This window comes from Nocardioides sp. SR21, assembly GCF_022761125.1.
Taxonomy (GTDB): Bacteria; Actinomycetota; Actinomycetes; order Propionibacteriales; family Nocardioidaceae; genus Nocardioides.
Genome location: NZ_JAKWJR010000005.1, coordinates 210,677 through 224,591, shown reverse-complemented (window position 1 = coordinate 224,591; position 13,915 = coordinate 210,677). Strand labels below are relative to the sequence as shown.

The window sequence follows — 13,915 nt, the reverse complement described above, 5'->3', positions numbered from 1 at the left end:
CTCAGGCGCGACGGCGGCTGATCGCGCTGACCAGGACGAAGCCGAGCAGGCCGACGATCACCAGCGCGAAGCCGGGAGCGACCAGCCGCTGCACGGTGGGCGCCTCCTCGGCGACCATCGTCAGCGTGGCCTCGACGGGCTCCGGCGGCGTCGGCGACCTCGGGGGGCCGAGCAGCTCCTCGACCTGCGCGACGTGCGCGCCCGTGGCCCTCGTCGTACCGCTGTCGGCGGTCGTCGTGAACTGGTCGCCGTCGACGGTCCCGAAGATCACGTACTCCGCGCCGGCCAGGAGGTCCGGGAGGCCGCACTCCTTCGCCGTGGCCGGCGTCGAGACGGTGGCCTCCTCGCCGACGTCGCCCTTGTAGATGTCGGCGACGTCGACCGTGTAGGTGACGACCCCGCCCTTGGTGGACGGCTCACCGAGGACGCCGGCGAAGACCGCGTCGGCGCGGATCGTCTGCTGGGCCAGCGGGGGCGCGTTCCTGACGCACGCGGGCGCCGCGGAGGCCGGCACGCCGATCGCGAGCACGCCCGCACAGGCGAGCAGCAGGAGGGCGAGCAGGCGTCGGGTCACGAGATCCATCTCAACAGATCACAGTCCGAAGACACCAGCCAGCACCTGCGCGACGCCGTCGTCGTCGTGCCCGGGTGCGACGTGGCTGGCGGCCGCGGTCACGGTCGGGTGGGCATCGGCCATGGCGTACGACGTGCCCGCCCAGCTGAGCATCGGCAGGTCGTTCGGCATGTCGCCGAAGGCGATCACGTCGGCGGCCTCGATGCCCAGGTCCGCGCACAGCAGCGCGAGCGTGGAGGCCTTGGTGACGCCGGGCGCGCTGATCTCGAGCAGCGACGTGCTCGAGGACCAGGTGATCACCAGCCGGCCGAGCACCACCTGCTCGGCGGCGTCCCAGAACTCCTGCGGCGCGAGGTCCTCGTGCCGCGCGAGCAGCTTGAGCGCCGGCTCGTCGAAGAGCTCCTCGACGGGTGCGCGCCGGGCTCCCTCGGGGACCCGGTGCCGCTCCAGGAACTCCGGCTCCAGGCCGATCCCGTCCAGCGTCTCGACCGCGAACACCGTCCCGGGGAGCGCCTTGCGCAGCAGCGTGCACATCTCCAGCCCGAGCGCGGGCTCGATCGGACGCTCGAGAGCCGGCCGGTGGCGGGCGACGTCCCACACCAGCGCGCCGTTGCTGACCACGGCCAGACCGTGCGAGCCGACGTGCTCGAAGACCTCCTCGGTCCAGCGCAGCGGCCGGCCGGTGACGAACACGACCGGCACGCCCAGCGCCTCGACCTTGGCCAGGACGTCGGCGGTGTACGGCGACACGCTGCCGTCGCTGCGGACGAGGGTGCCGTCCAGGTCGGTCGCGACCAGGCGCGGGGTCGGTGCGGTCACAGCGGCCTGGCCATCACGAGGTTGCCGTCCTCGTTGCCGCCGCGCAGCTCGGTGAAGCCGCACTTGGCGAGCACCCGGATGCTCGCGGCGTTGGTCGGCTCGACGCTGGCGCGCACGCGCACGCCTGCCCTGTCGGTCTCGGCGAGCACCGCCCGCAGCGCCTCGGTGGCGAAGCCCCAGCCGCGGGCCTCCTCGACCAGGCCGTAGCCGACCTCGACCTCGGGCACCTGGTCCGGCGCGGCCTCCGGCGGGCCGAAGAAGCCGAGCGAGCCGAGGGCGGTCTCACCGCGGACGATGTGCCGCGGCGCCCACGGGTCGCCGGGGTGGAACATGGTCGCGGCATCCCGGTCGTCCTGGCGCGGGTAGTCGCGGTGCCAGGTCGGCCGCTGCCGGCCGGCGAGGATGTCGGCAGCCTCCTCGGGCGTCCACAGCGGCAGCCGGAGCCGCTCGCTGGTGATCGTCTCCGGGAGGGTCACGCCGGGAACCACTGGCTCAGCTCGGTGGCCAGGCCGTCCTCGTAGACGCTGCCGGTCACGTGGTCCGCCGCGTCCAGGACCTCCTGGATCGCCTGACCCATCGCCACGGAGCGCCCGGCCCACTCGAACATCTCGAGGTCGTTGCGGCCGTCGCCGACCGCGAGCGCGTCGGCGGCGTCGATGCCCAGCGCCTGCGCCACGTGCTCGAGCCCGGACGCCTTGGACACGCCGACGGGAGCCAGGTCGAGCCACGCGGTCCACCCGACGACGTAGCTGGTGCCGTGCAGGCCGAGGTCGGCGGCCATCGCCACGAACTCCTCGGCGGTCGCGTCGGGGTCGCGGATGATCACGCGGCTGACCTCGGCGGCCAGCAGGTCCTCGACCTCGGTGACGATCATGTCGCCGGACAGCTCGCCCTCGGGGAAGGCCCGGCTGACCCGGTAGCCGACGCCGCGCTCCTCGACCGCGACGATCGCGTTGGGCTGCCGCGCGAGGATCGCGTCGACCGCCGGGCGGGCGTCGAACTTCTCCTCGTGGACGACCTCGATCGGCGGGTAGCGGAACACCACCGCGCCGTTGGACGCCACGATCCAGAGCCGCTCGCGGCCCTCGTCGTGGAGCTCGAGCAGGTCCGCGACCCGGGTCATGCCGTGCGGCGAGCGGCCGCTGGCCAGCACCACGTGCGCTCCGGCGTCGAGGGCGCGGCGTACGGCGTCCTTGACGACGGGCTCGACCTCCTCGTGGGTCATGCCGGCGCCCTCGACCCACTTCAGGATGGTGCCGTCGATGTCGAGGGCGACCAGCTTCGGTCGCCAGCCGTCGGGAGTGCTCACGTCGCGACCGGCTCCAGGACCTCGCGGCCGAGGAACTTCTGCAAGGCCATCGGGACGCGCACCGAGCCGTCCGCCTGCTGGTGGGTCTCGAGGATCGCCACGATCGCGCGCGGGATCGCGCACAGCGTGCCGTTCAGGGTCGCGACCGGCTTGATGTCCTGGCCGAATCGACCGCGGGTGTCGAGCCGGCGGGTCTGGAACTCCGTGCAGTTCGAGGTCGAGGTGAGCTCGCGGTACTTGCCCTGCGTCGGGATCCACGCCTCGCAGTCGAACTTCCGCTGCGCGGACAGGCCGAGGTCGCCGGCCGCGGTGTCGATGACCTGGTAGGCCAGCTCGAGCTTGTCGAGGAACGACTTCTCGATCTCCAGCAGCCGCTGGTGCTCGGCGTACGACTCCTCGGTCGTCGTGTAGACGAACATCTCGACCTTGTCGAACCAGTGCACCCGGATGATGCCCTTGGTGTCCTTGCCGTGCGAGCCGGCCTCCTTGCGGAAGCACGGGCTGAACGCGGCGTAGCGCAGCGGCAGCGAGGCGCCGTCGAGGATCTCGTCGGAGTGGTACGCCGCCATCGGGACCTCCGAGGTCCCGACGAGGTACATGTCCTGGCCCTCGATGCGGTAGACGTCGTCGGCGGCCTGGCCGAGGAAGCCGGTGCCCTCCATCGCGCGCGGCTTCACCATCGACGGCGCGATGACCTGGGTGAACCCGTGCTCGCGGGCGGTCTCGTTGGCGAGGTTGACCAGCGCGAACTCGAGCTCGGCGCCGACGCCGGTGAGGAAGTAGAATCGCGAGCCCGACACCTTCGCGCCGCGGTCGAGGTCGATCGCGCCGAGGATCCGGCCGAGCTCGACGTGGTCGCGGGGCTCGAAGCCCTCGGCGGCGAAGTCGCGCGGCGTGCCGATCGTCTCCAGCACGACGAAGTCGTCCTCGCCACCGGCCGGGGCCTCGTCGGCCGCGAGGTTCGGGATGCTCATCAGCGCGTCGTTCCACGCGGCCTCGGCCTCGCCCTGCGCGGCCTCGAGCTCCTTGACCTCGGCGGCGAGCGCCTTGGTGCGGGTCAGCAGCTCCTGCTTCTCGTCGCCCTGCGCCTGCGCGACCTGCTTGCCGAGCGACTTCTGCTCCGCGCGCTTGGTCTCGAACGCGCTGATCGCGGTTCGGCGGGCCGCGTCGGCGGACAGTGCACGATCCACGACCTCGTCGGACAGTCCGCGCTTGGCCTGGGCGGCGCGCACGCGGTCGGGGTCGTCTCGGAGGATGCGTGGGTCGATCATGGGACAGAGGCTATCCGGGGCCACGGCGACCACGCTCGCCAGTTCGGGCATGGCCGGAGCCGCCGGGCATACTTCCCACCATGCTCGACCGCCCTCGCGCCCTCGTCCTGACCTGGGCCGGCGTCTGTTTCGCGCTCTGCGGGCTGCTCGCCGTCGGCGTCGCGGCCGAGTGGGCCTGGCTGGTCGACCTCGACAACCGCGGCCAGTCCGCGCGGGCGTGGGCGACCGACACCGACTGGCTGCACGACGTGCTCCTGGTGATCGAGATCGCCTTCGGCACGGTCGCGATGACGATCTACACGGTCGTGCTCGCCGGCCTGCTGTTCCGCAAGCACCGCCGGGCGGCGTACTTCACCGCCGGCGTGATGCTCGTGACCTCGCTGACGACGACGCTGCTCAAGGCGCTGACCGACCGCGACCGCCCGCCGTGGCAGAGCACCGAGGCGCTGCTGCACAACGGCGCGTACCCGTCCGGCCACGCCTCGGGCATCGCCGCGTTCGGCGGGATCGTGATCATCCTGGTGTCGATGCTGGTCCGGCGGGCCAACCTGCGCCGGGCGGCGTACGCCGGCGTCGCGCTGGTCGTCGTGCTCGTCTGCCTGGACCGCGTGCTGCTGGGTCGGCACTACCCGTCCGACGTGGTCGGCGGGGTCGCCCTCGGCGCGGGCATGGTGCTGCTCGGCATCGCGCTCTACAACCCGCTGCCGCGCAGCCACGCCGCGAGCGTCGAGCCGCTGCCCCAGGTGTACGGCTCCGAGCGCAGGCTCGCCGTCGTGCTGAACCCGATCAAGGTCGAGGACGTCGGCCAGTTCGAGTCGATCGTGACCTCGATGGCGACCGAGGCCGGCTGGTCGACGCCGACCTGGCACTACACGACCATCGAGGACCCCGGCACGGGCATGGCGGAGGCCGCCTCGGTGGCCGGCGCCGACCTGGTGCTGGTCTGTGGCGGGGACGGCACCGTCCGCGAGGTCTGCGCCGAGCTCGCGGGCACCGGCATCCCGGTCGGGATCATCCCGGCCGGCACCGGCAACCTGCTCGCGCGCAACCTGGACATCCCGCTGTACATCCGCGCCGCGATCGACGTCGCCCTCACCGGCCAGGACCGGGCGATCGACCTGGTCGAGGTCTCGGGCGACGGCTTCGACGACACCCACTTCATGGTGATGGCCGGGATGGGCTTCGACGCCGCGATCATGGAGGGCGTCAACGAGGACATCAAGAAGAAGGTCGGCTGGCTCGCCTACGTCCTGTCCGGGATGAAGTCGCTCATGTTCCCGGCGGTCCGGCTGGAGATCTCCGTCGATGACGGCGAGTTCACCAAGCACCGCGCCCGCACCGTCGTGGTCGGCAACGTCGGCTTCCTCCAGGCCGGCATGCCGCTGCTGCCCGACGCCGCGATCGACGACGGCGTGCTCGACGTCGTGTTGCTGCACCCGCGGAAGTTCCTGTCCTGGATCCCGCTCGCCTACCGGGTGCTGGCCAAGCGGTCGCGCACCGACGAGCTGATCAACCGGATGACCGGCCACACGATCGTCATCCGCGCCGCGGTCGACACCCCGCGCCAGCTCGACGGCGACTCGATCGGCCCCGGCAAGGAGCTGCGGATGACCTGCGTCCACGGCCGGCTGCTGGTGCGCGTCCCGCGCTAGCCCCTCCGCTGGTCGAGCAGCGAGCGCCAGCGAGCGCCGTGGGCCGACGCAGACAGTCGAGTGCGGGGGTCTCGACAGGCTCGACCACCGACCGCCCCGCTGGTCGAGCAGCGACCGCCCACGCTGGTCGAGCAGCGAGCGCCAGCGAGCGTCGTCGAGACCCCGTAGGCCGACGCAGACGGACGAGCACGGGGGTCTCGACAAGCTCGACCACCGACCGCCCCCGCTGGTCGAGCAGCGAGCGCCAGCGAGCGTCGTCGAGACCCCGTCGGCCGACGCAAGACAGTCGGGTGCGGGGTCTCGACAGGCTCGACCACCGACGGACCCCCGCTGGTCGAGCAGCGAGCGCCAGCGAGCGTCGTCGAGACCCCGTCGGCCGACGCACACGGACGAGCACCGGGGTCTCGACAAGCTCGACCACCGACCGCCCCCGCTGGTCGAGCAGCGAGCGCCAGCGACCAGCGAGACCCCGTAGGCCGACGCAGACGGACGGGTACCGGGGTCTCGACAGGCTCGACCACCGACGCCCCCGCTGGTCGAGCAGCGAGTCCCCGTCGGCCGACGCAGACAGTCGAGCACCGGGGTCTCGACAGGATCGACCACCGACGCCCCCTGGCGGTGGTCGAGGTGTGAGCGAAGCGGGCCTCGAGACCACCCACCGTCAGGGTTGCGTCAACGGCGGCCGGGAGGCCGTCAAGGAACCGTCAAGACGGCTGGGGAGGCGCCTCCTGCGGACGTAGGACTGGGGCGTGTCCGACCTCATCTACGTGCTGCTGACCCTCGCGGTCTTCGGGTTGCTCGCCCTCCTGGCGGGCGCCCTGGATCGGAGGCTCACGTGAGCAGCCTCGCCCCCGCCCTCGGCCAGATCGCGGTGCTCGTCATCGCGCTCGCCGTCGCGGTCCCGTTCCTCGGCCGCTACCTGGCCCACACCTACACGTCGCAGCGGCACCTCGCCGTCGAGCGCGCGTCGTACCGGCTGCTGCGCGTCGACCCCGACGCCGACCAGCACTGGAAGACCTACGCGACGTCCGTGCTCGGCTTCTCGCTGGTCGGCCTGCTCGGGCTCTACGCGCTCGGCCGGCTGCAGGAGCACCTGCCGCTGAGCCTCGGGTACGCCGCCCTCCCCGCCGACGGTGCCTGGAACACCGCGGTCAGCTTCGTCACCAACACCAACTGGCAGTGGTACTCCGGTGAGTCCACCGTCGGCCACCTGTTCCAGATGTCCGGCCTGACCGTGCAGAACTTCGTGTCCGCGGCGGTCGGCATGGCCGTCGCCGCGGCGTTCGCCCGCGGCCTCGCGCGGTCGATGCAGGACGGCCGGGTCGGCAACTTCTGGTCCGACCTGGTCCGCGGCACCGTCCGCGTGCTGCTGCCGATCGCGGCCGGCTCCGCCCTGGTGCTGGTGGCTTGCGGCGCGATCCAGAACCTCGTCGGCAACCGCACCGTCGGCACGCAGGTGATCACCGGCGGCCCGGTCGCCAGCCAGGAGGCGATCAAGCAGCTCGGCACCAACGGCGGCGGCTTCTACAACGTGAACTCCGCCCACCCGTTCGAGAACCCCACGCCGTTCACGGACATCGTCCAGATCTTCCTGATGCTGGTGATCCCGTTCGCGATGGCCTGGGCGTTCGGCCTGATCGTGAAGGACCGCCGCCAGGGCATCGCCGTCGTGTCGGTGATGGCGCTGCTGCTCGGCGTCGCGATCTCCCTGCTGACCTGGGCGGAGATGGCCGGCATCGGCCTCGCCCCGGCGGCCGCGGGCGGCGCGATGGAGGGCAAGGAGGTCCGCTTCGGCACCGCCGCCTCGGCGCTGTTCGCGGCGGCCACGACCGGCACCTCCACCGGCGCCGTGAACTCGATGCACGACTCCCTCACCGCCCCCGGCGGCGGCGTCGCGATGTTCGGCATGATGCTCGGCGAGATCGCTCCCGGCGGCGTCGGATCGGGCCTCTACGGCATGTTGATGCTCGCGATCGTGACGGTCTTCCTGTGCGGGCTCATGGTCGGCCGCACGCCGGAGTACCTCGGCAAGAAGATCGGCCAGCGCGAGATCGTGCTCGTCGCGCTCTACGTCCTGGCCACCCCGGTGCTCGTGCTGACGGGGATCGCGGTCGCGATCACCGCGCAGGACGGCCTCGCCGGGCTTCAGGAGAGCGGGCCGCACGGCCTCTCCGAGGCGCTGTACGCCGTCACGTCGGCCGCGAACAACAACGGCTCGGCCTTCGGCGGACTCACCTCCGGCACCCCGTTCTGGGACACCCTGCTCGGGCTGCTGATGCTGCTCGGCCGGTTCCTGCCGATCGTCTTCGTCCTGGCCCTGGCCGGGCGGTTCGCGAGCCAGCAGCACCTGCCGCCGAGCGCCGGCACCCTGCCCACCCACAAGCCACTGTTCGTGGCTCTCCTCTCGGGCGTCGCCCTGGTCGTGGTCGGCCTGACCTACGTCCCGGTGCTCGCCCTCGGCCCGATCGCGGAGTCCCTGTCGTGAACATCAACCTGTCCGAGGCGCTGCCCGGCGCCGTCCGGAAGCTCGACCCGCGGGAGCTGTGGCGCACCCCCGTGATGCTCGTCGTCGAGATCGGCGCCGCCGCCACCACCGTGATGGCGGTGCTCGACCCGAGCACGATGGCCTGGACCGTGACGGTCTGGCTCTGGCTCACCGTGCTCTTCGGCACCCTCGCGGAGTCCGTCGCGGAGGGCCGCGGCAAGGCCCAGGCGGCCAGCCTGCGCGCCCTCCAGCAGGAGACGACCGCCCAGCGACGGCGCCCGGACGGCGGGTACGACGAGGTCGCCAGCACGGCTCTGCGCGCCGGCGACGTCGTGCTCGTCGAGGCCGGCCAACGGATCCCCGGCGACGGTGACGTGATCGAAGGGGTCGCCTCGGTCGACGAGTCCGCGGTGACCGGCGAGTCCGCGCCGGTCATCCGCGAGTCGGGTGGCGACCGCTCGGCGGTCACGGGCGGCACGGTCGTGCTGTCGGACCGGATCGTCGTCCGCATCACCTCCGACCCCGGACAGTCGTTCGTGGACCGGATGATCGCGCTGGTCGAGGGCTCCGAGCGGCAGAAGACGCCCAACGAGATCGCCCTCAACGTGCTGCTCTCCACGCTCACGGTGATCTTCCTCGTGGTCGTCGGCTCGCTCTACTTCGTCGCCGACTACAGCGACGCCCACCAGTCGCTGATCGTGCTCACCGCGCTGCTCGTGTGCCTGATCCCGACCACGATCGGCGCCCTGCTCTCCGCGATCGGCATCGCGGGCATGGACCGGCTGGTCCGCCGCAACGTGCTGGCGATGTCCGGCCGCGCGGTCGAGGCAGCGGGCGACGTCGACGTACTCCTCCTGGACAAGACCGGCACCATCACGCATGGCAACCGGCAGGCCTCCGCGCTGCTGCCGCTGGCCGGTGTCTCACCTGAGGAGCTGGCCGAGGCGTCCCTGCTGTCCTCGCTCGCCGACGAGACCCCCGAGGGCCGCTCGATCGTGGCACTGGTCGGCGACCGCCGGCCGGTCCCGGCCGGCGCGAGCCTGGTGGAGTTCACCGCGACCACGCGGATGAGCGGCATCGACCTGCCGGGCGGGCGCGAGATCCGCAAGGGCGCGGGCTCGGCGGTCACCGCGTGGGCCGGAGGTACGACGCCGGAGCTGGACGAGCTGGTCCAGGGGGTGAGCTCCACCGGTGGCACGCCGCTAGTCGTGGCCCAGAGATCGGGGGAGACGGGTCGTCTGCTCGGCGTCATCCACCTCAAGGACGTCGTCAAGGACGGCATCCGGGAGCGGTTCGACGAGCTGCGGGCGATGGGCATCCGCACGGTGATGATCACCGGTGACAACGCCGTCACCGCGGCCGCCATCGCGCAGGAGGCCGGCGTCGACGACTTCCTCGCCGAGGCCACGCCCGAGGACAAGATGGCGCTGATCCGCCGGGAGCAGGAGGGCGGCCGGATGGTCGCCATGTGCGGGGACGGCACGAACGACGCACCCGCGCTGGCCCAGGCCGACGTCGGCGTCGCGATGAACACGGGGACGACCGCGGCCAAGGAGGCCGGCAACATGGTCGACCTCGACTCCGACCCGACCAAGCTCATCGACGTCGTCGAGATCGGCAAGCAGCTGCTGATCACCCGCGGGGCGCTGACGACGTTCTCGGTCGCGAACGACGTCGCGAAGTACTTCGCGATCCTGCCGGCGATGTTCGTCGTGGCCTTCCCGCAGCTGGACGTCCTCAACGTCATGCAGCTATCGAGCCCCGAGTCGGCGATCGTCTCCGCGGTCGTCTTCAACGCGCTGGTCATCGTCGCGCTGATCCCGCTGTCGCTGCGCGGCGTGCGGTACCGGCCGTCCTCGGCGACCGCGCTGCTGCGCCGCAACCTCCTCATCTACGGCATCGGCGGCCTGGTGGCCCCCTTCCTGGGCATCAAGCTGCTCGACGTCGTCATCTCACTGATTCCGGGGATCTGACATGTTGGACATCTACGCACTGTTCCGCCACAGCCTCGCCGGGCTGCGGGTGCTCGTCGCGATGACGCTCCTGCTCGGGGTCGGCTACCCGCTGCTGGTGACCGGGGTCGCCCAGGTGGCCTTCCCGTGGCAAGCCGACGGCTCGCTGGTCACGGCGACCGGCGCCCGCACGACCGACACGGGCGAGGCCGTCGGCTCGGCGATCGTCGGGCAGGCCGGCGACGACCCGGCGCTGTTCCACAACCGGCCGTCCGCAGCCGGCGACGGCTACGACCTGCTCAGCACCTACGGCTCCAACCTCGGTCCGAACAACCCCGACCTGGTGGCCGCGATCGAGGAGCGCCGAGCGGCCATCGCGGAGCGCGAGGACGTCGACCCGGCCGCCGTACCGCCGGACGCGCTGACGGCCTCGGCCTCGGGCATCGACCCGGACATCTCGCCGGCGTACGCCGCCCTGCAGGTGCCGCGCGTCGCGGCCGCCAACGGCCTCAGCGAGGACGAGGTGCGCGACCTGGTCGCCGAGAACACCTCTGGGCGGACCTGGGGGGTCCTCGGCGAGCCCCGGGTCAACGTGCTGCTGCTGAACATCGCGATCCGGGGGCTGGCAGGATCGTGAGCATGGAGGAGCGTCGGGGACGGCTGACGGTCTACCTCGGCGCCGCGCCCGGCGTCGGCAAGACCTACGCGATGCTCGGCGAGGCGCGCCGCCGGCGCGAGCGCGGCACCGACGTCGTCGTCGGGTACGTCGAGACGCACGGGCGCGAGCACACGGCCGAGATGGTCGCCGGGCTCGAGGTGGTGCCGCGTGCGGAGGTCTCCTACCGCGGCACCACCTTCACCGAGATGGACGTCGACGCGATCATCGCCCGGAAGCCGGCGGTGGTCTGTGTCGACGAGCTCGCCCACACCAACGTGCCGGGCAGCGTCCGCGAGAAGCGGGCCGAGGACGTCGAGCTGATCCGGCGCGCGGGCATCGACGTGATCACCACGGTCAACATCCAGCACCTGGAGTCGCTCAACGACGAGGTCGAGCGGATCACGGGCGTCCGGCAGCGGGAGACCGTGCCGGACGACGTGGTCCGCACCGCCGACCAGATCCAGCTCGTCGACATGGCGCCGGACGCGCTGCGCCGCCGGATGGCCCACGGCAACGTCTACCGGGCCGACCAGATCGACGCCTCGCTCACGTCGTACTTCCGGGTCGGCAACCTGACCGCGCTGCGCGAGCTGGCCTTGCTCTGGCTCGCCGACCGGGTCGACGACGCGCTCGGCGACTACCGGCGCGCGCACCGGATCGAGCAGACCTGGCCGGCCAAGGAGCGGATCGTCGTCGCGGTCACCGGTGGAGCCGAGAGCGAGACGCTGCTGCGCCGCGGCGCCCGGCTGGCCCAGCGCGCGGCCGGGTCGGAGCTGCTGGCCGTGCACGTGATCTCCAGCGACGGCATCGCGAACCCCGACGAGGCCCGGATCGCGCGGGCGCAGCAGCTGGTCTCCTCGCTCGGCGGCACGTTCCACGCCGTCGCCGGCGAGGACGTGTCGCAGGCGGTCGTGGACTTCGCGACCGGCGCGAACGCCACGATGATCGTCGTCGGGATCTCGCGGCACGGGCGGGTGCGCCGCCTCTTCACCGGTACGACGGGCGAGCGGATCGCGTCGCTCGCCGGCACCATCGACGTCCACCTCGTCACGCACGAGCAGGGCGCCGAGGTCGGCCGGCCGCGCTGGTACGCCTCACCGCTGAGCCGGCGCCGCCAGGTCGTCGGACTGGTGCTGTCGGTCCTGCTGCCGGTGCTGCTGACGTTCGTGCTCCAGCTGTCCGACGACCCCGACCAGCTGCCGCTCGACGTGCTCCTGTTCCTGGCGGTCACCGTCCTGGTCGCGCTGGTCGGCGGGATGCTGCCGGCGCTGGTCGCGGCGCTCGGCGGCTTCGTGCTGATGAACTGGTTCTTCACCCCACCGGTCAACCGGCTCACGGTCTCCGAGCCGCTGAACGTCGTGGCGCTGGTGGTCTTCGTCGCCGTCGCGATCGGGGTCGCGAGCGTGGTCGACCGCGCCTCGCGGCGTGCCTCGGACGCCGTCCGCGCCCGGACGGAGGCGGCCACGATGGGCTCCCTCTCGCGCTCGGTGCTGACCGGCCAGGACACCGCGGAGGCGGTGGTCGCCCGGCTGCAGGAGACGTTCGGACAACGCTCCGCCTCGTTGCTCGCGCGCGGCGCGGCCGGCTGGACCGTGGTCGCCTCGAGCGGGGACTCGCCCGCTGGCGAGCCCGAGGAGGCCGACACCCGGGTCACCGTCGACGACGACCACGTGATCGTGCTCTGCGGCGGGCCGCTGCGCGCGTCGGACCGGCGGGTGCTCGAGGGGTTCGCGGTCCAGATGGGACTGGTGCTCGAGTACCGCCGGCTGCGCGAGCGCGACGAGCGCGCCGCCGCCCTGGAAGGGGCCGAGGCGACCAGCACCGCGATCCTGCGCGCGGTCTCGCACGACCTGCGAACGCCGCTGGCCACGATGCGCGCGTCCGTCGACGGGCTGGTGTCCGGCTCGCTCGACCCCGCCGACCAGCAGGAGCTCGTCGCCGCGGTCGAGACGTCCACCGAGCAGCTCGAGCGGCTCATCGACAACCTGCTCGACCTGTCCCGGATCGAGTCCGGGCTGCTGCACCCGACCCTGCGCGCGCGCAGCCTCGAGGAGGTGCTCCCGCTCGCGGTCGCCGGGCACCCGGCCGACGCGGTCGTCCTCGACGTCGAGGAGTCGCTCCCGCTGGTGCGCACCGACGCCGGCCTCCTGGAGCGCGTGGTCGCGAACCTGGTCGGCAACGCGGTCCGGGTCTCCGCGGGCGAGCCGGTCCGCGTGCTCGCCCACGTGCTGCCGGACACCATCGAGATCCTGGTGGTCGACCGCGGTCCCGGGGTGCCGCCTGCGCAGCGGGAGCGGATGTTCGAGCCGTTCCAACGGCTCGGCGACACCTCCGCCGGCGGGCTCGGTCTCGGGCTGGCGGTGGCGCGCGGGCTCACCGAGGCGGTCGGTGGCAGGCTCAGTGCCGAGGACACACCGGGTGGAGGGCTGACGATGATCCTGGCGGTGCCGCGGGCGAGCATGAGGCGCGGATGAGCAAGGTCCTGGTGGTCGACGACGAGCCCGCGCTGGCGCGAGCGCTCGCGATCAACCTGCGCGCGCACGGCTGGGAGGTCGTGACCGCGGCCGACGGCCGGTCCGCCCTGGACGCCGCGGCCACCGAGCACCCGGACGTCGTGGTCCTCGACCTCGGCCTGCCGGACATGGACGGCACCGAGGTGCTGGCCGGGCTCCGCGGCTGGACGTCGGTGCCGATCGTGGTGCTGTCGGCGCGCCAGCACGGTGAGGACAAGGTCGAGGCGCTCGACCTGGGCGCCGACGACTACGTGACCAAGCCGTTCGCGATGAACGAGCTGATGGCCCGGCTGCGCGCGGCGGTGCGCCGCGGCCAGGCCGGCGAGCCGGAGCAGTCCGAGGTCGTGGTCGGGGCGCTCACCATCGACCTCGCCCGCAAGCGCGTCGCGCGCAGCGGCGCCGACGTACGCCTCACGCCCACGGAGTGGTCGTTCCTCGAGCTGCTCGCGCGCAACGTCGGGCGGCTGGTGCCCCGCGAGCGGATCCTGCGCGAGGTGTGGGGACCGTCGTACGAGCACGAGACGAACTACCTGCGGGTGTACGCCGCCCAGCTGCGCCGCAAGCTCGAGGACGACCCGGCCCACCCGCGGCACCTGGTCACCTCACCGGGCCTGGGCTACACGCTGGAACCGTAGGGCGGAGACGCGAAAGCGGATCCGCTGATGGCGGTCGAGCGAGCCGC

11 protein-coding genes are annotated in these 13,915 nt (G+C 72.4%); 6 read left to right on the top strand and 5 right to left on the bottom strand.

Annotated elements, in window-relative coordinates:
* Position 1: 1 nt before the first annotated feature.
* Genes MJ604_RS11360 through serS form a run of 5 tightly spaced genes read right to left on the bottom strand, consistent with a single transcriptional unit; the run spans position 2 to position 3,973 of the window.
* Complete coding sequence (locus tag MJ604_RS11360; protein WP_243058444.1) at positions 2-574, bottom strand: hypothetical protein; 573 nt, start codon at positions 572-574, stop codon at positions 2-4.
* Positions 575-592: 18 nt separating this feature from the next.
* Positions 593-1,393 (bottom strand): Cof-type HAD-IIB family hydrolase, encoded by an 801-nt coding sequence (locus MJ604_RS11355; protein WP_243058443.1) that lies wholly within the window; start codon positions 1,391-1,393, stop codon positions 593-595.
* Positions 1,390-1,869 (bottom strand): GNAT family N-acetyltransferase, encoded by a 480-nt coding sequence (locus MJ604_RS11350; RefSeq protein WP_243058442.1) that lies wholly within the window; start codon positions 1,867-1,869, stop codon positions 1,390-1,392. Before MJ604_RS11350 ends, MJ604_RS11355 begins: the two co-directional genes overlap by 4 nt.
* Positions 1,866-2,702 (bottom strand): HAD family hydrolase, encoded by an 837-nt coding sequence (locus MJ604_RS11345; RefSeq protein ID WP_243058441.1) that lies wholly within the window; start codon positions 2,700-2,702, stop codon positions 1,866-1,868. The genes MJ604_RS11350 and MJ604_RS11345 overlap by 4 nt, the downstream gene beginning before the upstream one ends.
* Complete coding sequence (gene serS / locus MJ604_RS11340) at positions 2,699-3,973, bottom strand: serine--tRNA ligase (protein WP_243058440.1); 1,275 nt, start codon at positions 3,971-3,973, stop codon at positions 2,699-2,701. The genes MJ604_RS11345 and serS overlap by 4 nt, the downstream gene beginning before the upstream one ends.
* An 80-nt stretch (positions 3,974-4,053) precedes the next feature.
* Between serS and MJ604_RS11335 the strand changes: the two genes are divergently transcribed.
* The 6 genes from MJ604_RS11335 to MJ604_RS11310 all read left to right on the top strand — a co-directional run bounded on the left by MJ604_RS11335 (position 4,054) and on the right by MJ604_RS11310 (position 13,868).
* Positions 4,054-5,625 carry a diacylglycerol kinase family protein gene (locus MJ604_RS11335; RefSeq protein WP_243058439.1) on the top strand — a complete coding sequence of 524 codons (1,572 nt, stop codon included), beginning with the start codon at positions 4,054-4,056 and terminating at the stop codon, positions 5,623-5,625.
* An 835-nt stretch (positions 5,626-6,460) separates the two neighbouring features.
* Positions 6,461-8,110 carry a potassium-transporting ATPase subunit KdpA gene (gene kdpA / locus MJ604_RS11330; protein ID WP_243058438.1) on the top strand — a complete coding sequence of 550 codons (1,650 nt, stop codon included), beginning with the start codon at positions 6,461-6,463 and terminating at the stop codon, positions 8,108-8,110.
* Positions 8,107-10,083, top strand: coding sequence for a potassium-transporting ATPase subunit KdpB (kdpB, locus tag MJ604_RS11325; RefSeq protein ID WP_243058437.1), 1,977 nt, complete (start codon positions 8,107-8,109; stop codon positions 10,081-10,083). The genes kdpA and kdpB overlap by 4 nt, the downstream gene beginning before the upstream one ends.
* A 1-nt stretch (position 10,084) precedes the next feature.
* The gene (gene kdpC, locus MJ604_RS11320; RefSeq protein WP_243058436.1) at positions 10,085-10,699 is read left to right on the top strand and encodes a potassium-transporting ATPase subunit KdpC; all 615 of its coding nucleotides are present in this window, start codon (positions 10,085-10,087) and stop codon (positions 10,697-10,699) included.
* 2 nt (positions 10,700-10,701) lie between these two features.
* On the top strand, positions 10,702-13,194 hold the full coding sequence (locus MJ604_RS11315) for a DUF4118 domain-containing protein (RefSeq protein ID WP_243058435.1): 2,493 nt from the start codon (positions 10,702-10,704) through the stop codon (positions 13,192-13,194).
* A complete protein-coding gene (locus MJ604_RS11310; RefSeq protein ID WP_243058434.1) occupies positions 13,191-13,868 on the top strand; it encodes a response regulator transcription factor in 678 nt (225 codons plus the stop codon). The genes MJ604_RS11315 and MJ604_RS11310 overlap by 4 nt, the downstream gene beginning before the upstream one ends.
* Positions 13,869-13,915 lie beyond the last annotated feature (47 nt).